This window comes from Klebsiella sp. 141162 (genome assembly GCF_050600755.1).
Classification (GTDB): Bacteria; Pseudomonadota; Gammaproteobacteria; order Enterobacterales; family Enterobacteriaceae; genus Klebsiella; species Klebsiella aerogenes.
The window spans coordinates 190,097-209,505 of the sequence record NZ_JAQIRI010000005.1; the positions used below are offsets into that span (position 1 = coordinate 190,097).

The 19,409-nt window shown below is 54.9% G+C and carries 22 protein-coding genes; 7 read left to right on the top strand and 15 right to left on the bottom strand.

From position 1 onward, the window contains the following. Window positions 1-20 precede the first annotated feature (20 nt). Together PGR23_RS16025 and chaB are read right to left on the bottom strand one after the other, a co-directional pair. On the bottom strand, window positions 21-701 hold the full coding sequence (locus PGR23_RS16025; protein ID WP_015705085.1) for a gamma-glutamylcyclotransferase: 681 nt from the start codon (window positions 699-701) through the stop codon (window positions 21-23). A 148-nt stretch (window positions 702-849) separates the two neighbouring features. Next, window positions 850-1,080 (bottom strand): putative cation transport regulator ChaB, encoded by a 231-nt coding sequence (chaB, locus tag PGR23_RS16030; RefSeq protein ID WP_015367102.1) that lies wholly within the window; start codon window positions 1,078-1,080, stop codon window positions 850-852. A gap of 265 nt (window positions 1,081-1,345) precedes the next feature. Between chaB and chaA the strand changes: the two genes are divergently transcribed. Further along, entirely contained in the window at window positions 1,346-2,446 is a 1,101-nt protein-coding gene (gene chaA, locus PGR23_RS16035) for a sodium-potassium/proton antiporter ChaA (RefSeq protein ID WP_015367104.1), read from the top strand. A gap of 77 nt (window positions 2,447-2,523) precedes the next feature. Here the strand turns inward: chaA and kdsA are convergent, their stop codons facing one another. The 6 genes from kdsA to hemA are packed head-to-tail and all read right to left on the bottom strand — an operon-like array spanning window position 2,524 to window position 7,853. Next, window positions 2,524-3,378, bottom strand: a complete 855-nt coding sequence (gene kdsA / locus PGR23_RS16040; RefSeq protein WP_015367105.1) for a 3-deoxy-8-phosphooctulonate synthase — start codon at window positions 3,376-3,378, stop codon at window positions 2,524-2,526. A 39-nt stretch (window positions 3,379-3,417) separates the two neighbouring features. Then, the gene (sirB1, locus tag PGR23_RS16045; RefSeq protein ID WP_045393803.1) at window positions 3,418-4,230 is read right to left on the bottom strand and encodes an invasion regulator SirB1; all 813 of its coding nucleotides are present in this window, start codon (window positions 4,228-4,230) and stop codon (window positions 3,418-3,420) included. Window positions 4,231-4,233: 3 nt separating this feature from the next. Then, window positions 4,234-4,626 (bottom strand): invasion regulator SirB2, encoded by a 393-nt coding sequence (gene sirB2, locus PGR23_RS16050; protein ID WP_015367107.1) that lies wholly within the window; start codon window positions 4,624-4,626, stop codon window positions 4,234-4,236. Further along, entirely contained in the window at window positions 4,623-5,474 is an 852-nt protein-coding gene (gene prmC / locus PGR23_RS16055; protein WP_047046764.1) for a peptide chain release factor N(5)-glutamine methyltransferase, read from the bottom strand. The genes sirB2 and prmC overlap by 4 nt, the downstream gene beginning before the upstream one ends. Further along, window positions 5,474-6,556: a peptide chain release factor 1 gene (gene prfA, locus PGR23_RS16060; protein ID WP_015367109.1), complete on the bottom strand. Its 1,083-nt coding sequence runs from the start codon at window positions 6,554-6,556 to the stop codon at window positions 5,474-5,476. The genes prmC and prfA overlap by 1 nt, the downstream gene beginning before the upstream one ends. 40 nt (window positions 6,557-6,596) lie before the next feature. Beyond that, the gene (gene hemA / locus PGR23_RS16065) at window positions 6,597-7,853 is read right to left on the bottom strand and encodes a glutamyl-tRNA reductase (RefSeq protein WP_015367110.1); all 1,257 of its coding nucleotides are present in this window, start codon (window positions 7,851-7,853) and stop codon (window positions 6,597-6,599) included. Between the two features lie 271 nt (window positions 7,854-8,124). Here hemA and lolB point away from each other — a divergent pair, with 271 nt between their 5' ends. The 4 genes from lolB to dauA all read left to right on the top strand — a co-directional run bounded on the left by lolB (window position 8,125) and on the right by dauA (window position 12,535). After that, window positions 8,125-8,739, top strand: coding sequence for a lipoprotein insertase outer membrane protein LolB (gene lolB / locus PGR23_RS16070; protein WP_045393797.1), 615 nt, complete (start codon window positions 8,125-8,127; stop codon window positions 8,737-8,739). Next, entirely contained in the window at window positions 8,739-9,590 is an 852-nt protein-coding gene (gene ispE / locus PGR23_RS16075) for a 4-(cytidine 5'-diphospho)-2-C-methyl-D-erythritol kinase (protein ID WP_165430693.1), read from the top strand. The genes lolB and ispE overlap by 1 nt, the downstream gene beginning before the upstream one ends. A gap of 181 nt (window positions 9,591-9,771) precedes the next feature. Continuing rightward, window positions 9,772-10,719 (top strand): ribose-phosphate diphosphokinase, encoded by a 948-nt coding sequence (prs, locus tag PGR23_RS16080; RefSeq protein ID WP_015367113.1) that lies wholly within the window; start codon window positions 9,772-9,774, stop codon window positions 10,717-10,719. Between the two features lie 124 nt (window positions 10,720-10,843). Next, window positions 10,844-12,535 carry a C4-dicarboxylic acid transporter DauA gene (gene dauA / locus PGR23_RS16085; protein ID WP_072047995.1) on the top strand — a complete coding sequence of 564 codons (1,692 nt, stop codon included), beginning with the start codon at window positions 10,844-10,846 and terminating at the stop codon, window positions 12,533-12,535. Between the two features lie 43 nt (window positions 12,536-12,578). Here dauA and ychH read toward each other — a convergent pair whose 3' ends face one another. After that, window positions 12,579-12,854, bottom strand: coding sequence for a stress-induced protein YchH (gene ychH / locus PGR23_RS16090; RefSeq protein ID WP_045393789.1), 276 nt, complete (start codon window positions 12,852-12,854; stop codon window positions 12,579-12,581). A 271-nt stretch (window positions 12,855-13,125) separates the two neighbouring features. Here ychH and pth point away from each other — a divergent pair, with 271 nt between their 5' ends. Together pth and ychF are read left to right on the top strand one after the other, a co-directional pair. Then, window positions 13,126-13,710: an aminoacyl-tRNA hydrolase gene (gene pth / locus PGR23_RS16095; protein ID WP_047046770.1), complete on the top strand. Its 585-nt coding sequence runs from the start codon at window positions 13,126-13,128 to the stop codon at window positions 13,708-13,710. A gap of 117 nt (window positions 13,711-13,827) precedes the next feature. Beyond that, entirely contained in the window at window positions 13,828-14,919 is a 1,092-nt protein-coding gene (gene ychF, locus PGR23_RS16100) for a redox-regulated ATPase YchF (protein ID WP_015367117.1), read from the top strand. Between the two features lie 82 nt (window positions 14,920-15,001). On the opposite strand, the gene PGR23_RS16105 is transcribed toward ychF, so the two are convergent. The 6 genes from PGR23_RS16105 to PGR23_RS16130 form a co-directional block, all read right to left on the bottom strand. Continuing rightward, window positions 15,002-15,565 (bottom strand): YagU family protein, encoded by a 564-nt coding sequence (locus PGR23_RS16105; RefSeq protein WP_045393784.1) that lies wholly within the window; start codon window positions 15,563-15,565, stop codon window positions 15,002-15,004. Between the two features lie 160 nt (window positions 15,566-15,725). Beyond that, window positions 15,726-16,751, bottom strand: a complete 1,026-nt coding sequence (locus PGR23_RS16110) for an LLM class flavin-dependent oxidoreductase (protein ID WP_396279749.1) — start codon at window positions 16,749-16,751, stop codon at window positions 15,726-15,728. Between the two features lie 154 nt (window positions 16,752-16,905). Then, a complete protein-coding gene (locus tag PGR23_RS16115; RefSeq protein WP_396280109.1) occupies window positions 16,906-17,652 on the bottom strand; it encodes an SAM-dependent methyltransferase in 747 nt (248 codons plus the stop codon). Window positions 17,653-17,674: 22 nt separating this feature from the next. Continuing rightward, complete coding sequence (locus tag PGR23_RS16120) at window positions 17,675-17,932, bottom strand: YjhX family toxin (protein WP_396279750.1); 258 nt, start codon at window positions 17,930-17,932, stop codon at window positions 17,675-17,677. Between the two features lie 299 nt (window positions 17,933-18,231). Further along, entirely contained in the window at window positions 18,232-18,771 is a 540-nt protein-coding gene (locus tag PGR23_RS16125) for a DUF2058 domain-containing protein (RefSeq protein ID WP_015367123.1), read from the bottom strand. Between the two features lie 50 nt (window positions 18,772-18,821). Next, window positions 18,822-19,304: a cold-shock protein gene (locus PGR23_RS16130; RefSeq protein ID WP_045375123.1), complete on the bottom strand. Its 483-nt coding sequence runs from the start codon at window positions 19,302-19,304 to the stop codon at window positions 18,822-18,824. Window positions 19,305-19,409 lie beyond the last annotated feature (105 nt).

Consider the following 19,409-nt stretch of genomic DNA (forward strand, 5'->3'; position numbering starts at 1 on the left):
CCCGGCTGACCGGGCGTTTTTTATGCAAGCCCGGGTTGGCTCGCCTCGCCGACCAGATGCCGCACCTGGATAATCAGATCGTCAAGACTGGCGTCACGCATACCGAGCTTGCGTAATTCCTGATCCAACGAAAAGAGATACTGGGCATTGGTGCCGAGCGGCCCGCTGGCGCGGGCAATTAGCGGCGCGATGGTTTGCGCGCTGGTATCGGATTCATACAGCGGGTGGCGCGGATCCATGATAAACACCAGCGCATTCACCGTACGCCCGTCATCAAGCTCAAGACGGCACCAGGTGGGCAAATAGCAGCCGGTGATCATTTCTCGCTTCCACAGTAGCGTCAGCTCTTGCTCCAGCGTCTCATCCGGCAGACGATAGGCTACTCCGGTGGTGCGCCCGCCTTCCTTCAGCGCCAGCATCCTGCCCGGCTGATGTGCGCTACCGCGACCGGCGGTCAGGCGCAGGCAAAACGCGCGATGCCAACCTGGCAGCGTACCGGTGCAGGATTCGCTGTATTCCAGCGCCGGGTTCCACATCAGCGAACCATAGCCGAAAATCCACACCGAACCGTTGTCCGGACGACAGGCCAGGGTCGCCGCCAGCGAGGCTGCCCGTTGCTCTGCCGACCACAGCAGCGATTCCTCAATCGCGCCAAACGCCGTCTTACAATCCGCATTCATTAAGAAATCACGAGTTAACACTTTCTACTACCTCCGCCACTGCCTGCTTCCCGGCGATAATCTGTGCCATCCGTGAATATTGCTGAATTATTATCCAGCTTTATTACTCAATAAGCAATTAACGGAGCGTTGACAAGGGGTCTGAAAAAAAATTAGATCGCAAAAGTGATTACTTTTTCTTATGCCATTTGTCGTCATCGCCCTTTTGATAATCATTTTTAACCGCCGCCCAGGCGACTTTATGCGCCGTCTCCTCACGGCTGGCATCATCGCGACGGTCGGCTTTGTCTTTATATTGATCCCAGGCGCTATTGAAAGCTTCTTTATAAATTTCCTGCGCGTGTTCCGGCAGGACGTGCTGAACGCTATCGGGAAGCTCTTGTTTACTGCGGTAAGGCATAATGACCTCCAGAATCAGGATAAAAACTAAGTCTGGAACACAATTCCCGGGTTGGCAAATCACAGGAATATTGAGAAATGAATTTTAGTAATTATCTGAAAAATATGTACAAAACATACGTAACAGCCTTTTTTGACAGACCAACGCATTTCTTATGCAAGAGTGGTAAATTTAAGTAAAAATACAAATTAAACCTATCAATGTCTGTTATTTTATTAACTTACGTTATCTATAATTATAACACCTGCATAAATGGAGATGGTTCATGACACATGCACATGAGGCGGTTAAGACCCGCCACAAGGAGACCTCCCTCGTTTTTCCGGTTTTAGCACTGGTGGTGCTGTTTCTCTGGGGAAGCAGTCAATCACTACCAGTGGTCGTTGCGATTAATATTCTGGCGCTGGTCGGGATTCTGAGTAGCGCATTTAGCGTGGTTCGCCACGCCGACGTCCTTGCTCACCGCCTCGGCGAGCCCTATGGTTCATTAATTTTGAGCCTGTCAGTGGTCATTCTTGAAGTGAGCCTGATTTCCGCATTAATGGCGACCGGCGACGCCGCGCCAACGCTAATGCGCGATACGTTATATTCAATCATTATGATCGTCACCGGCGGTCTGGTCGGTTTCTCATTACTGCTGGGCGGGCGTAAATTCGCCACGCAGTATATGAATTTGTTTGGTATCAAGCAGTACCTGATCGCCCTCTTCCCGCTGGCGATTATCGTGCTGGTATTCCCGATGGCGTTGCCGGGCGCCAACTTCAGCACCGGCCAGGCGCTGCTGGTGGCGCTGATTTCCGCCGCCATGTACGGCGTATTTCTGCTCATTCAGACCAAAACACACCAGAGCCTGTTTGTCTACGAGCATGAAGATGACAGCGACGATGACGACCCGCATCACGGTAAGCCATCGGCGCACAGCAGCGGCTGGCACACGGCCTGGTTACTGGTACACCTGGTTGCGGTTATCGCCGTTACCAAAATGAACGCAAATCCGCTGGAAACGCTGTTGACCAGTATGAACGCGCCTGTCGCCTTTACCGGCTTCCTGGTGGCGCTGCTGATCCTCTCACCGGAAGGACTCGGCGCCTTGAAAGCGGTACTGAATAACCAGGTGCAGCGCGCGATGAACCTCTTCTTTGGTTCGGTACTGGCGACGATTTCCCTGACGGTGCCTGTCGTTACACTTATCGCCTTCCTTACCGGCAATGAACTCCGCTTCGGCCTTGGCGCGCCGGAAATGGTGGTGATGGTAGCGTCGCTGGTGCTGTGCCATATTTCGTTCTCAACCGGGCGCACCAATGTCCTTAACGGCGCGGCGCATCTGGCGCTGTTCGCCGCCTACCTGATGACGATATTTGCCTGACCGGGTAATCAGCAATAATGCCAAAAAAAAGCCTGTCGGTGACGAAACCGGCAGGCTTTTTTACTGCTCAACGAAACTTAGTTGCTGGTATCCAGCTCGTCGAAGCTTTTCACCAGATCGTCGATTGCTTTCATTTGCTTCAGGAACGGTTCCAGTTTAGCCAGCGGCAGCGCGGACGGGCCGTCACATTTCGCGTGGTCCGGATCCGGGTGCGCTTCAATGAACAGACCGGCGATACCCACCGCCATCCCGGCGCGGGCCAGTTCCGTCACCTGAGCGCGGCGGCCGCCTGAGGCAGCGCCAAACGGGTCGCGGCACTGCAGGGCGTGGGTCACGTCAAAGATAACCGGCGAGTTGTTGGACGCTTTCTTCATTACGCCGAAGCCGAGCATATCTACGACCAGGTTGTCGTAGCCGAAGTTGGCGCCGCGATCGCAGAGGATCACTTTGTCGTTACCGCCTTCAATGAACTTATCGACGATGTTGCCCATCTGGCCCGGGCTGACGAATTGCGGTTTCTTGACGTTGATAACAGCGCCGGTTTTGGCCATCGCTTCCACCAGATCAGTCTGACGCGCGAGGAACGCCGGCAGCTGGATCACATCAACCACGTCGGCCACCGGCTGCGCTTGGCTGGCTTCGTGGACGTCAGTGATGATTTTCACGCCGAAAGTCTGCTTCAGCTCCTGGAAAATCTTCATCCCTTCTTCCAGACCCGGCCCACGATAGGAGTGGATGGAAGAACGGTTGGCTTTATCAAAAGAGGCTTTGAACACATACGGAATGCCCAGCTTTTGCGTGACGGTCACATAATGTTCGCAGATACGCATCGCAAGATCGCGGGACTCCAGCACGTTCATTCCGCCAAACAGCACGAACGGCAGGTCGTTTGCTACGTTGATATCACCAATGCTAACCACTTTTTGTTTCATAAGATCGCCTTATCAGGGTGTAACCGGAATGGTTCCAGACTAATGCAATGTAATTTGTTTATGTGAAATCGTGTTGATCTGCGCGCGGATCATCTCGCTAATCGGATCCTCCGGACACTGCTCAACGAAATAATTGAGATCCAGCAGCGCCACGTGATCGCACTCCAGTTGGGCGTAGATGAGCCCGCGGTCGCGAATTTCATACGGGTCTTCTGGATTAAACTGCAGCAGCGCTTCGCTGGCGCGTAGGGCCAGCTCCATCTGCCGCTCTTCCATCAGCGCCGATTTCAGCGTATCGAGCAGTTTGCGGATCACTTCGGCGTTGTCGGCCTCATCGAGATCTTCATTAAACAGCTCAGCCACCGGGCTAATGTTCCCCTTCAGCCACACTTCCAGGGTGTGTTCATCGAGCGTCTCGCCGTTGAATGGGTTAATTAGCCACATCTCTTCGCTGGTATCCGGGTCAGCGCGCAGCAGCATCTGCGTCGGGAAGATAACCGGCACCACCGGCAGATCCAGACGCTGAGCAATCCACAACAGAATCGCTCCCAGCGACACGGCGCTCCCCTGGCGATTCACCAGCACTTTATCCAGCCATAGCGCATCGGACAGGCGGTAGATGCCCTGCGATGCGCCGAAGCCCCACTCGTGATAGAACAATTCCAGCAGTCGGTCGAGCTGACGCTCCTGATCCCAGGAGGTGGCAATCTCTTCCTGCGCCAGTGTTAACAACCGCTGCAGCTCATCCTGCACAAAGTGCGTCGGAAAGTCGTCGCGGATCAATTCAGAAATGAGGACCATGCCTTCGCATAATGGCGCTTTGTTAAATTCGAAATCAGCTAATGACCTCATGCCTTACCCCAGTAACGGTATTCTTGTGATGGCGAGTTGAACGATAAAGAACAACACCACCAGCGCCAGCAGAAAGGCGATGAACCGGGTCTGCTGGCGGCGCGGGCGACGTCGGCCCAGCGCGATAAATCCTAATGCGATGTAAATGATAACGCCAAACAGCTTTTCAGTCAGCCATGCGCCATCTTCAGTAAACGGCAGATAATGCGTTATCGCCATTAATCCCGCGCCGCTGAGGAACAGCAGCGTATCGCTACAATGCGGCGCAATACGCACCCAGCGCTGATTCAGCATCGCGCTGCCGCTGTAGGTCCACCAGTAACGCAGCACGAAAAGCCCGACGGATGTCACCACGCAGGCAATATGTAAATAGAGTACTGCAGTAAATAAATTCATTCGCCGGTTTGCTCCTTGTGCGGCCAACGCCCGAGTGTCAGACGTTCGTTATCGCCATAATCGCGGCAGGTCTCGACATCGCTGTATCCTGCTTCAATAAATAATGCGCGTACCGCCTCACCCTGCTTCCAGCCATGTTCCAGTAGCATAAAACCTCCAGGCAACAAATACTGTCGTCCCTCACGGATAATATGCGCCAAATCGGCCAGCCCCTGATCGGCGGCGACCAATGCCGTTCTCGGTTCAAAGCGAACATCGCCCTCAGCAAGATGCGGATCGGTTTCATCGATATAAGGGGGGTTACTGACAATCATCGCGAACCGCTGCCCTTTGAGCGCGCTAAACCAGTCGCTCTGCAGGATGGTCACGTTGTTGAGAGCGAGATGGGCGGCATTGCGCGCGGCGAGCGCCGCGGCGTCAGGCATAAAATCAACGGCAGTGACCTGACAGTCCGCCCGCTCGCTGGCCAGCGCCAGAGCGATAGCGCCGGTGCCGGTGCCAAGATCCAGGATGCGGCAGGCCGTCTGCGGCAGGCGTACCAGCGCCTGCTCGACCAGGCATTCGGTGTCGGGGCGCGGGATCAACGTCGCCGGCGAGACAAACAGCGGCAGCGACCAGAACTCACGCTGCCCCACCAGATGAGCCACCGGCTCGCCGTTGGCGCGGCGCGCCAGCAATGCTTCCAGTTCCGCCAACTGTTCCGCCGTCAATAGGGTTTCGTCAAAAGCGAGGATCCAGGTTCGCGCTTTGCCGGTGACGTGCCCCAGTAAGATCTCGGCGTCGCGACGCGGGCTGTCGCTCGCGCCGAGCCGGGCTATCGCCTGAGTGAGCCACTGTCGAAAGGTCATCATTCCTGCTCGGAAAGCGCCGCCAGCTGGTCAGCCTGGAATTCCTGCACAATCGGTTCGATCAGCATATCCAGTTTGCCTTCCATGGTTTCATCCAGACGGTAAAGGGTCAGGTTGATACGGTGGTCGGTCACGCGCCCCTGCGGGAAGTTGTAGGTCCGGTTGCGATCGCTGCGATCGCCGCTGCCCAGCAGGTTACGGCGGGTAGACGCTTCCGCCTGCTGACGCTTGGCGACTTCGGCGGCGCGAATACGCGCGCCCAGCACCGACAGCGCCTTGGCTTTGTTTTTATGCTGTGAACGCTCGTCCTGACACTCCACGACAATACCGGTCGGCAAGTGGGTAATACGGATAGCGGAGTCGGTGGTGTTGACGTGCTGGCCGCCCGCGCCTGAGGAGCGGAAGGTATCGATGCGCAGGTCAGCCGGGTTGATATCCGGCATTTCGGCTTCCGGCAGCTCCGGCATCACCGCCACGGTACAGGCGGAGGTGTGGATACGCCCCTGGGATTCGGTCGCCGGAACGCGCTGGACGCGATGGCCGCCGGATTCAAATTTCAGCCGCCCATAGACGCCATCGCCGCTGATTTTGGCAATCACTTCTTTAAATCCGCCATGCTCGCCTTCGTTGGCGCTCATGATTTCTACCCGCCAGCGGCGGGCTTCAGCGTAGCGGGTATACATGCGGAACAAATCGCCGGCGAACAGCGCCGCTTCATCGCCGCCGGTACCGGCGCGAACTTCGACAAAAGCGTTACGTTCATCGTCAGGATCTTTCGGCAATAGCAGAACTTGCAGCTGCTGCTCCAGCGCTTCGCTTTTTTCTTTGGCATCGCGCAGCTCTTCCTGCGCCATTTCGCGCATTTCCGGATCGTCGAGCATCATCTGCGCGGTTTCGATATCGTCCTGCACCTGGCGCCAGTCGGTATAGCAGCGGGCGACATCGCCAAGCTGCGCATATTCGCGCGACAGCGCGCGGAAACGGTCCTGGTCGGCAATGGTGGCGGCGTCGCCAAGCAGCGCCTGAACTTCTTCATGGCGTTCGTACAGAGCTTCCAGTTTAGCAACAATAGAAGGCTTCATAGGCGTGAATTCACCCTGTCTTTAAATAGAGAAATGTGCGCTATTCCAGCCCGAGGCTGTTGCGCAGAATATGCAGGCGTTCATCATCCCCGTCACGGGCAGCCTGCTGAAGAGATTTGGTTGGAGCGTGGATCAGGCGATTGGTCAGCTTACGGGCCAGATCTTGCATGATTTCCTGCGCATCGCCGCCCTGCTCCAGCGCGGCAAGCGCTTTCGCCGTCAGCTCCTCGCGAACCTGCTCGGATTGGGAACGATATTCGCGGATAGTCTCGCTGGCGCTTTGGGCGCGCAGCCAGGCCATAAATTCGCTGGTTTCCTGCTCGACGATCGATTCCGCCTGCACCGCCGCGGCCTTACGCTGCGCCAGATTGTGCTGAATGATATTTTGCAGGTCATCAACGCTGTACAGATAGGCGTTGGCCAGCTTGCCGACTTCCGGCTCGACGTCGCGGGGCACCGCGATATCCACCAGCAGCATCGGCTGATTGCGGCGCGCCTTCAGCGCGCGCTCGACCATCCCTTTGCCGATGATCGGCAGCGGGCTGGCGGTAGAGCTGATAATGATATCGGCGTCTTTTAAGCGCTCGTCGATATCGCTGAGGGCGATAACTTCCGCGCCGACTTCATCCGCCAGCGCCTGGGCGCGTTCACGGGTGCGGTTGGCAATCACCATTTTGCGAACGTTGTGTTCGCGCAGATGGCGGGCGACCAGTTCGATAGTTTCCCCCGCGCCAACCAGTAACACCGTGACGCTGGAGAGCGATTCAAAAATTTGTCGCGCCAGCGTACAGGCGGCGAAGGCAACGGAAACGGCGCTGGCGCCGATATCGGTTTCGGTACGCACGCGCTTAGCCACCGAGAACGATTTCTGGAACATGCGCTCCAGTTCGCTGACGTTCAGATGACCGCGGCTGGAATCAGCAAATGCTTTTTTCACCTGTCCGAGGATTTGCGGCTCGCCAAGCACCAGCGAATCCAGGCCACTGGCGACGCGCATCAGATGGCTGACGGCGTCGTTATCCTGATGCCAATAAAGACTTTTACGTAGGTCTTCTTCATTCAGGCCGTGGAAGTCGCATAGCCAGCGAATAAGCGCTTCCTGCAGGTTGTCCTGCTCTTCAACGCTGAGATACAGCTCCGTGCGATTACAGGTTGATAGCACCACCCCGCCCTGCACCATCGGCTGAGCCAGCAAGCTCTCCAGCGCCTTGTCGAGCGTATCCGGCGAAAACGTTACGCGTTCTCGCAGCGCTACCGGAGCTGTTTTGTGGTTGATGCCAAGAGCTAAAAGGGTCATGGTGAGGGAATAGTACCAGCGTTGCTAAGGTTAGTCTGAGCGCATCATACAGGATGCGCGTACTCAATAAAAGAGACGCCCCCCTTTTGGAGTAATAGTCAGGGCTTAAAAGCCACTAACGGTAATTTTTTGATTTCAGACAACTTGAACGTAGACGCTATCGGCCAGCGACGCTAGCATTAAGGGTTATTATTGCAACCCGCTACACAAATCGGTGTGCGAACTATCAGTCGCCGCATTTCACTGTAGACATCAAGGATTTGTCATCATTATGAATCGACTGTTCCGCCTGCTGCCGTTGGCAAGCCTCGTTCTGACCGCCTGTGCAATCAATACTCCGCCGCAAGGGCCAGGTAAAAGCCCGGACTCCCCGCAGTGGCGCCAGCACCAGCAGGATGTCCGCAACCTTAACCAGTTCCAGACCCGCGGGGCGTTCGCCTATCTGTCCGATGAGCAGAAAGTGTATGCCCGTTTCTTCTGGCAACAAACCGGCCAGGACCGCTACCGCCTGCTGCTGACCAACCCGCTTGGCAGCACCGAACTGTCTTTGACCGCGCAGCCGGGCGGCGTCCAGTTGATCGATAACAAAGGCCAGACCTATAACGCTACCGATGCCGAAGAGATGATTGGCCGCCTGACCGGCATGCCGATCCCGCTTAACAGCCTGCGTCAGTGGATTATCGGCCTGCCGGGCGATGCCACCGACTATGCGCTGGATGACCAGTACCGCCTGCGCGAACTCAACTACACGCAGAACGGCAAAACCTGGCACGTGACCTACAGCGGCTATACCAGCGACACCAAACCCACCCTGCCGTCTAATATGGAACTCAACAATGGCAGCCAGCGCATCAAGCTGAAAATGGATAACTGGATTGTGAAATGATGAGTCGCTGGCCCGCACCTGCAAAATTGAATCTGTTTTTGTATATCACCGGCCAGCGCGCCGATGGATATCACACGCTGCAGACGCTGTTTCAGTTTCTCGACTATGGCGACACGCTGACCATTGAACCACGCCGCGACGGGAAACTGCGGCTGTTAACGCCGGTCGCCGGCGTGCCGGATGAAGAGAACCTGATTATTCGCGCCGCCAGGCTGCTGATGGCAGCTGCGGAGTCTCACGGTCAACTTCCCGCTGGCAGCGGCGCGGATATCAGCATCGACAAACGCCTGCCGATGGGCGGCGGCTTAGGCGGCGGCTCTTCTAACGCCGCGACGGTGCTGGTAGCCCTCAATCATCTGTGGGGCTGCGGGCTTAGCGAAGACCAACTGGCGACGCTTGGGCTACAGCTCGGCGCCGATGTCCCGGTTTTCGTTCGCGGTCACGCGGCGTTTGCCGAAGGGGTTGGCGAAATCCTCACCCCGGTGAATCCGCCGGAAAAATGGTATCTGGTCGCCCACCCGGGCGTGAGTATCCCGACGCCGATCATTTTTCGCGATCCGGAGTTACCACGAAATACCCCGAGCAGGTCAATTAATACCTTACTAAACTGTGAATTCGGCAACGATTGCGAGGTTATCGCAAGAAAACGTTTTCGTGAGGTTGATGCAACGCTTTCCTGGCTGTTAGAATACGCGCCGTCGCGCCTGACTGGCACAGGAGCCTGTGTCTTTGCTGAATTTGACACCGAATCCGCCGCTCGTCAGGTGCTGGAAAAAGCCCCGGAATGGCTGCAAGGCTTTGTTGCGCGAGGAATTAATGTCTCGCCGCTGAAGCAAGCCCTACTGAAGTAATTCTGCATTTTGCATGAATAACGGCAAGTTTGCCGGGCAAACAGAGTATCGGTGACAACGTCACCCTGTTCCAGACGTTGCATCGTGCTCTTTAATACACCGCCTGGATGAGATGGCGCCGGCCCGCACAGTTTAATGGCCCGTTTCATCCACCACTGGACGCATGCCTGAGGTTCTTCTCGTGCCTGATATGAAGCTTTTTGCTGGTAACGCCACCCCGGAACTAGCACAACGTATTGCCAACCGCCTGTACACTTCTCTTGGCGACGCCGCTGTAGGTCGTTTTAGCGACGGCGAAGTCAGCGTACAAATCAACGAAAACGTACGCGGTGGTGATATTTTCATCATCCAGTCCACTTGTGCTCCCACCAATGACAACCTGATGGAATTGGTTGTTATGGTTGATGCCCTGCGTCGCGCTTCTGCAGGCCGTATCACCGCTGTTATCCCTTACTTCGGCTATGCCCGCCAGGACCGTCGCGTACGTTCCGCTCGTGTGCCAATCACCGCTAAAGTCGTCGCTGACTTCCTGTCCAGTGTCGGCGTTGACCGCGTACTGACCGTTGACCTGCACGCTGAACAGATTCAGGGCTTCTTTGATGTGCCTGTTGATAACGTATTCGGTAGCCCAATTCTGCTCGAAGATATGCTGCAGCTGAATCTGGACAACCCGATCGTGGTTTCTCCGGACATCGGCGGCGTGGTTCGCGCTCGCGCTATCGCGAAGCTGCTGAACGACACCGACATGGCGATCATCGATAAACGCCGCCCGCGCGCTAACGTCTCTCAGGTGATGCATATCATCGGCGACGTCGCTGGCCGTGACTGCGTGATGGTTGATGACATGATCGATACCGGCGGCACCCTGTGTAAAGCAGCGGAAGCGCTGAAAGAGCGCGGTGCGAAACGTGTCTTCGCCTACGCGACTCACCCGATCTTCTCCGGCAATGCTATCCAGAACATTAAAAACTCTGTGATTGATGAATTCGTCGTCTGCGATACCATTCCGCTGACGCCGGAAATCAAAGCGCTGGACAAAGTCCGTACCCTGACCCTGTCTGGTATGCTGGCCGAAGCGATTCGTCGTATCAGCAACGAAGAATCCATTTCTGCTATGTTCGAGCACTAATCGAGCCCAGCCGAAAAACCCGCTGCGGCGGGTTTTTTTGTCTCTGGTTCATATTTGTATGACTAATGCCTCCTTCACCTGCCATTCAGTTGACAGATGATGCGCTCATGGATGAAACATTATTGTGAATAGATTATTTTCCTCACATGTGATGCCTTTCCGCGCCCTCATCGACGCTTGCTGGAAAGAAAAATATACCGCATCGCGCTTTACCCGCGATCTGATTGCCGGGATAACCGTCGGGATTATCGCAATCCCACTGGCGATGGCGTTAGCAATTGGCAGCGGCGTCGCGCCGCAATATGGGCTATACACCTCGGCGGTGGCGGGAATAGTCATTGCCCTGACCGGCGGTTCACGCTTTAGCGTTTCCGGCCCAACCGCGGCCTTCGTGGTGATCCTATATCCAGTGTCACAGCAGTTTGGCCTGGCCGGCCTGCTGGTGGCGACGCTAATGTCGGGTATCTTCTTAATCCTTTTCGGCCTCGCCCGCTTTGGCCGCCTGATTGAATATATCCCGCTTTCGGTCACCCTTGGCTTTACCTCCGGTATAGGCATCACCATCGGTACCATGCAAATTAAAGATTTCCTTGGTCTGCAGATGGCGCACGTCCCGGAGCACTATCTGCAGAAAGTCGGCGCGCTGGTGATGGCGCTGCCGACAATTAACGTTGGCGATGCCGCCATCGGTATCGTGACGCTGGGTATCCTGATTTTCTGGCCGCGCCTGGGGATCCGCCTGCCGGGGCATCTGCCGGCGCTGCTGGCGGGCTGTGCGGTGATGGGCATCGTTAATTTACTCGGCGGGCATGTAGCGACCATCGGCTCGCAGTTCCACTATGTACTCGCCGACGGCAGCCAGGGCAACGGTATCCCGCAGCTGCTGCCGCAACTGGTGCTGCCGTGGGATATGCCGGGCTCGGAGTTTACCCTGAGCTGGTCGTCGCTGCGCGCGCTGCTGCCTGCCGCCTTCTCTATGGCGATGCTTGGCGCCATTGAATCACTGCTCTGCGCAGTGGTGCTCGACGGTATGACCGGCACCAAACACAAAGCTAACAGCGAGCTGGTAGGCCAGGGCCTTGGCAATATCGTCGCTCCGTTCTTTGGCGGGATAACCGCCACCGCGGCGATTGCCCGTTCCGCGGCTAACGTGCGCGCCGGCGCGACCTCGCCGATTTCCGCGGTGATCCATGCCCTGCTGGTGATCCTCGCACTGTTAATCCTCGCCCCGCTGCTCTCATGGCTGCCGCTGTCGGCGATGGCCGCCCTGCTGCTGATGGTCGCGTGGAACATGAGCGAAGCGCATAAGGTGATTAACCTGCTACGCCACGGGCCCAAAGACGACATCGTCGTGCTGTTAATGTGCATGTCGTTGACCGTACTGTTCGATATGGTCATCGCCATTAGCGTCGGGATCGTGCTGGCTTCGCTGCTGTTTATGCGCCGCATCGCGCGCATGACGCGCCTTGCGCCGGTGAACGTTGAAGTACCGGATGATGTTCTGGTGCTGCGAGTTATCGGCCCGCTGTTTTTCGCCGCGGCGGAAGGACTATTTACCGATTTGGAAAGCCGGATCGAAGGCAAACGCGTAGTGGTGCTGAAGTGGGATGCGGTACCGGTGCTGGATGCCGGTGGTCTTGACGCGTTCCTGCGCTTCGTGAAACGCCTGCCGGAAGGCTGCGAGCTGCGGGTATCGAATCTCGAATTCCAGCCGCTGCGTACCCTGGCGCGCGCAGGCGTCCAGCCGATTCCAGGTCGACTAAGCTTCTATCCGGACCGCAATGCGGCGCTGGCGGATATAGAATTAGGGCAATAAATGAGAGGCTCGCCGGAAGGGCTATCCGGCGAGCTGAATTCCGTTAGCTGTGACGGTGCGGATCGCGACGGCAGCGTTTATCGTAATGGCGAACCCACCAATAGCGGTCGGTGACTCTTTCATGACCGCCTACGCGAGCGCCCGCCAGCCACAAAACGGCGCCGACGAAGATACTCAACACCGCGCCATGAGCAAAAAATTGCGGCAGGTTAAGCTGTGGAAGCTGGTTTAAAATAGAGTAACCAACGCCGACCACCATCACAACCAACCCTAAACCCATCAGTATGTTACCGAGTAACGAAGCGTTTCTGCGTTTCATATGTCACCTCCGGACCTTGGGCTGCATGGGAATATCCCCAAAATTTATAGGTTAAGTATAGACAATGGGGATAAGCCTGATTGCGTGAGTGATCACATTCGGGAACATCTGATCAACAAAAGTTTACAAATAAGCCACTGAACAACATCAAATTCTAATGGTTCAAAGAAGAAATTATCAACAATGATACCGTTTCGTCGGCAGAATTTTGTCAAGCGCCGACGCAGGCAGTACACTACGCGGCAAAGAACGACCCATGCAGGAATAAAAAGTGACGATAAAACTGATTGTCGGCCTGGCTAACCCCGGCGCGGAATACGCGGCAACGCGCCATAACGCTGGCGCCTGGTACGTAGATTTACTGGCGGAGCGCCACCGCGCGCCGCTGCGCGAAGAGAGCAAATTCTTCGGCTATACCTCGCGCCTCAACCTGGCGGGGGAAGACGTGCGCCTGCTGGTGCCGACCACCTTTATGAATCTTAGCGGTAAAGCGGTGGCCGCGATGGCTACCTTTTACCGTATTAATCCGGATGAAATTCTGGTCGCTCACGACGAGCTCGATTTACCACCCGGCGTCGCTAAATTTAAACTCGGCGGCGGACACGGCGGCCATAATGGCCTGAAGGACATTATCAGTAAGCTGGGCAATAACCCGAACTTTCACCGCTTACGCGTCGGAATCGGTCATCCGGGCGACAAAAACAAAGTTGTCGGTTTTGTGCTGGGTAAACCGCCGGTCAGCGAACAGAAGTTAATTGACGAAGCGGTTGATGAAGCGGCGCGCTGTACCGAGGTGTGGCTGAAAGACGGTTTAACCAAAGCGACTAACCGTTTACACGCCTTTAAAGCGCAATAAACGGTCGACGTGCGGAATTTTTGCCGCACACCGTGTATAATAGGCAAAGCTATTTACTTTTCTACAGTCTGTTATTCATAACTGACTGATTATCCAAAGATTAAGGTGATTTAAATCATGGGATTCAAATGCGGTATCGTCGGTTTGCCCAACGTCGGCAAATCCACCCTGTTCAATGCGCTCACCAAAGCAGGTATTGAAGCGGCCAACTTCCCGTTCTGTACCATTGAGCCGAACACCGGTGTCGTACCGATGCCCGATCCGCGTCTGGACAAACTGGCTGAGATCGTCAAGCCGCAGCGTATCCTGCCGACGACCATGGAATTCGTAGATATCGCCGGTCTGGTTAAAGGCGCGTCCAAAGGCGAAGGGCTGGGCAACCAGTTCCTGACCAATATCCGTGAAACCGAAGCCATCGGCCACGTAGTGCGTTGCTTTGAAAACGACAACATTATCCACGTCGCGGGTAAAGTCGATCCGGCGGAAGATATTGACGTTATCAACACCGAGCTGGCGCTGTCTGACCTCGATACCTGCGAACGCGCTATCCACCGCGTGTCCAAGAAAGCCAAAGGCGGCGATAAAGACGCTAAGATTGAGCTGGCCGCGCTGGAAAAATGCCTGCCGCAGCTGGAAAAAGCGGGCATGCTGCGCGCGCTGGATCTGAGCAAAGAAGAGAAAGACGCCATCCGCTATCTGAGCTTCCTGACCCTGAAGCCAACCATGTATATCGCCAACGTTAACGAAGACGGTTTTGAAAACAACCCGTATCTCGACCAGGTTCGCGCTATCGCTGAGCAAGAAGGTTCCGTAGTGGTTCCGGTTTGCGCCGCCGTTGAATCCGACATCGCCGAACTGGACGACGAAGAGCGCGACGAGTTTATGGCCGAGCTGGGCCTGGAAGAGCCAGGCCTGAACCGCGTGATCCGCGCAGGCTACGCTCTGCTGAACCTGCAGACCTACTTCACCGCTGGCGTGAAAGAAGTTCGCGCATGGACTATTCCGGTTGGCGCGACCGCGCCGCAGGCCGCCGGTAAAATCCACACCGACTTCGAAAAAGGCTTTATCCGCGCCCAGACCATCGCCTATGAAGACTTCATTGCTTACAAAGGTGAACAAGGCGCGAAAGAAGCCGGTAAAATGCGTGCGGAAGGCAAAGACTACATCGTTAAAGATGGCGACGTGATGAACTTCTTGTTCAACGTCTAAATCCCTGCCGATAAAATCCGCGCCCCGGCGCGGATTTTTCATTTTAAAGCCTCGCGAGTTTTATCACTCGCGAGGCTTTAAATTATCTGAACGGCGCATCTAAAGGAATTTCTGCGTCAGGCTCATGGGTAATTCGGTTACGCAGATCGCGACGAATCATCTCAATTGCCCAGAACCAAAAAATATGGCCAAGCAGTTCGGAAATATATTCATCAGCCGGAATATTGAATAACGACGGCGTAAGTCCTAATAGCGGGAAAGATATCCAGTGAACCGCAATGGTGGCGACAATGCCGGCCCACACGCCCTGCCATAATTTAACTTTTGGGAATATCTCCGCCACCACGCAATAGCCAATCGCAAACACCAACGAGAAGATGATATGCGTGACCATCACCGGGTTGATGATATGTTCAGAAAAGGTGTAAACGGTATGTGTTGGGTCAATACCAAGATAGTCGCGTAGAAAGAGATAAGGAGGGTTGAATTCATCACGCCCGCCGGAAAATGTTCGCGGCGGCAGAGGCACTTCCGCCCCCCACTTAACGAATGCCGACATAATTCCGGCAATAACCCCAACCAATAAGGCGACGCCATAGCGACGCCGACCAGGTGCAGTCTGTACAAAAAAATCCTTAATTGCCATAAATCCCTCGCCATGAATAATATTGTTACAGCATTGCAATATTCTTTAAGTCTGCGCGGACATGGCTTGATCAAGATCACACTTTTTGTTCAAAAGATAAACAAAGCTAATACTTTTATATCATCGCGGAGCATCAATTAATGCCCCGCGAGGCATTCTTTTAATCACGCCATCCCATTGCCGGCGCAACGTGCTTCAGAATAGACTCAATCACATGAACGTTATAATCCACGCCCAGCTGATTCGGCACGGTCAGCAATAAGGTATCGGCTTCCGCGATCGCTTCATCCTGTTTCAGTTGCTCGACGAGCTTATCGGGTTCAGCGGCATAGCTGCGGCCGAAAATGGCGCGGGTTTTCTCATCAAGAAAACCAATACTGTCACTATTATCCCGGCTGGAGCCGAAATACATCCGGTCGCGATCGTCCATCAGGGCAAAGATACTTCGACTGACCGATACCCGCGGCTTACGCGTGTGCCCCGCTTCCGTCCAGGCCTGACGATAGGCGCGGATCTGTTTCGCCTGTTGGATATGGAATGGTTCGCCCGTCTCATCATCTTTCAGCGTCGAGCTTTGCAAGTTCATGCCGAGCTTCGCCGCCCACATCGCCGTAGCATTAGAGCCCGCGCCCCACCAGATACGTTCGCGTAATCCGGCGGAGTACGGCTCAAGACGCAGCAATCCCGGCGGGTTGGGAAACATGGGTTGCGGATTGGGTTTCGCGAAACCTTCGCCGCGCAGCACGTCCAACAGCACCTCAGTGTGCCGCCGCGCCATGTCAGCGTCGGACTCGCCATCCTGTGGTTGAAAACCAAAATGACGCCAGCCATCAATCACCTGTTCCGGCGAACCGCGGCTGATGCCAAGCTGCAAACGCCCTCCCGAGATCAAATCCGCAGCGCCAGCATCCTCCGCCATATATAGCGGGTTTTCATAGCGCATATCGATAACGCCGGTGCCAATCTCAATCTTTTTAGTTTTCGCGCCGATAGCGGCCAGCAGCGGGAACGGTGAACTGAGCTGACGGGCAAAATGGTGAACCCGAAAATAGGCGCCGTCCGCGCCCAACTCTTCGGCGGCAACGGCCAGATCGATGGATTGTAAGAGCGTGTCGGCAGCAGAACGGGTCGCCGACTGCGGCGATGGCGTCCAGTGGCCAAATGACAAAAATCCGATCTTTTTCATGAGGATAGCCCCTGATTTGGCAAAACATTCAGCAGACGCGGAGATACTATTCCGCGTCTGCTTGTGGTTCCCCTACTCTACCCCTTAGCCAAAATGTATAAATGGCGTTTATTTAACAGAATAGTTCAAATAAATTGACCAAATATAACGATCGCTATTTCTGCATTAGCGCAAATACGCCCCAGCCAAAATATTTCCGGGTATAGGTAACATGGCGAAGCGGCGCGGCATTAAGCTGCGCACGGACCTCAAACGCAAATTCATCCTCGGGGTGGGCCTGCAGCCAACGGCGCATGGTCAGCCATTTAGCGGCTTCATAACGGTCCCACCCCTCGCGGTCAGCCAGCACCATTTCAACGATATCATAGCCCAGTTCGCCAAAAGAGGTGACCAGCGCCGGAAGCGGCAACAAATCAGCCACCGCAGAAACACCGCAGGCGCGCGCTTCTTCTTCTGTCGCGGGGACCTTACGCCACCAGGGCTCCCCGATAAGTAGCATACCGCCAGGCTTAAGACTGCGGGCTAACTGCGCCACGGTTCCGGCGACGCCGCCGGCGATCCACGTCGCGCCAATACAGGCCGCCACATCGTATTGCCGTTCGGCGACGTAACCTGCCGCATCGCTATGGATAAAAGTGACGCGATCGCTGACGCCAAGCGCTGCGGCGCGTTGTTTAGCCTGTGCGGTAAACAATGGGCTCATATCAATGCCCAGACCACCGATAGCATGGTCCCGCGCCCAGGTGCAGAGCATTTCACCAGAACCGCTGCCAAGGTCGAGGATTTGCGCCCCCGCCTGCAGGCGAAGTACGCGGCCAAGCGTGGCATATTTTTCCGCCGTGAAGGGGTTATGGATACGATGTTCACTTTCGCTGATGGTAAAAATACGTGGGATATCGATAGTTGTGGTCATATCACTCTCCTTAGCGGTTATCCGGCTGGGCGCGAACGTTATTCAGCCCGCTGGTGTTGATGCGGTACGGCTGGCCGTTAACGGATTTAATCAGTTTTTTAGTGCGGAGTTTTTTGAAGACGGCGAGCGTACAGTCGCTGAGCAGTAGGCCTTCGCGGCTATAGCACTCTACGGCGATGACGCGGCCTGAGGCGTCGCGAATGTGCGCAATACGTCCGCCTTTCGCGAGAACGTGTAAGGTACGTTGTTCCTGACGGGATAAATTCATACTGGAAAACCTGTTTAATCATCATGTGCAAAACGTGCAAACACGCAGCGGTGCCCGCATTCGATTTCAGCGCATTGATAACCAGCCCGGCCTGAAAGGTCGGCAAACTGATTATCAGATGATTACATTCTCCAGCATCAAAGCCTCGGTAGAGTTGAAAGGTATTTACCAGCCGGATGATAACATCCAGTGACAGAAAGGATATTTATAAATGGGAAAATTGTGATCGATATCTGAAATTGCGCCCCCGCCCCATGACGGTAGGCGCACAATAAATAGCATCAGCCTACTGGCCCTGATTACCACATCAAATCATCAGGTACTTTAAAGTCAGCATACGGATCGTCTTCGTCCTCGGCTTCCTGGCTCAGGGCGCTGTTCAACACAATACTTTCGGCGTCGCGCTGGGCGATTTTATCCGCCACGCTGGCGGGAATAATCGCGTATTCATATTTACCGTTATTATCAACAGCAAGGCGGGCAATCGCCAGACGGCCGCTAATGAGCTGCGCCTGGGTGGTTTTATCCACATCAATGTTTTTGATGAGATTATTATCCGTAAAGTTAAAAGCAATATGGCCTTTCGCAATCGTGATTCGGTTCATTTCGATCAGTTGCTTAACCTGCGCTTTATACTCTTTTGCTAAAGCCGCTTGCTTTTGCTGTTCGCTGAGCTGCTTGTCGCGCTCAAGCTGGGCTTTTTTGTTTTCTTCCACGGCCTCGCGGGCTTCACGCGCCTGAACACGTGACTTTTTCGCCGTTCTCTGAACCTTAGCCATCTTTTTACTGGTGACCAGACCCGCTTTCAGCATCTGTTCTTGTAAGGTAAGTTTTGTCATCGTCGTTTCTACAATCGTTGGAATTCTGCTTCGGATACGGTAAATCAGGGTCAAACTTTAAGGAGCTTCACCGTGGCGTCGATGTCGATTTCATCTTCAGAGAAGATGAGCGTCGTGCCCTGAAAGGTAGTGATCGCCAGCTTTTTCAGCGTGCGCATTTCGCCCGGCTTCACGCTCGCTTTCGGCTTGATGCTGTTCATCAGCAGTCCCACGGAGAGGACCGCATTTTCCTTGTCGATACGCGTATCGGCCGGCACTTCCTCACTGTAGACCAGGTAAGACTTAATCGATGTCAGCTTCAGGCGCTCACCGGCAATATACAGGTGTTTGCTTTCCGGGATGACTTTCACCGCGTAAGCCGATAAACCTTTATTATTGGTCGTGGGTTCAAACGTGACCGCCGCGTCTTTCTTAATCAGATCCGGATTGGCGACCTTAATCACGTGAAAATAGCGGTTATCACCATTTTCATCTTTGATAAATCCGAAACCTTTATCTTTAAACCACGTTGTGATCGTACCGTTCATCGCCATTACCGCCTGATTAATCGTTTATCTACTCAATTTTGCTGCGCGCAGTTTAAAGCACAATGCCAGCGTAGACCATGCCTTTGCTCTAAGTGTTGCCCGATATCGACA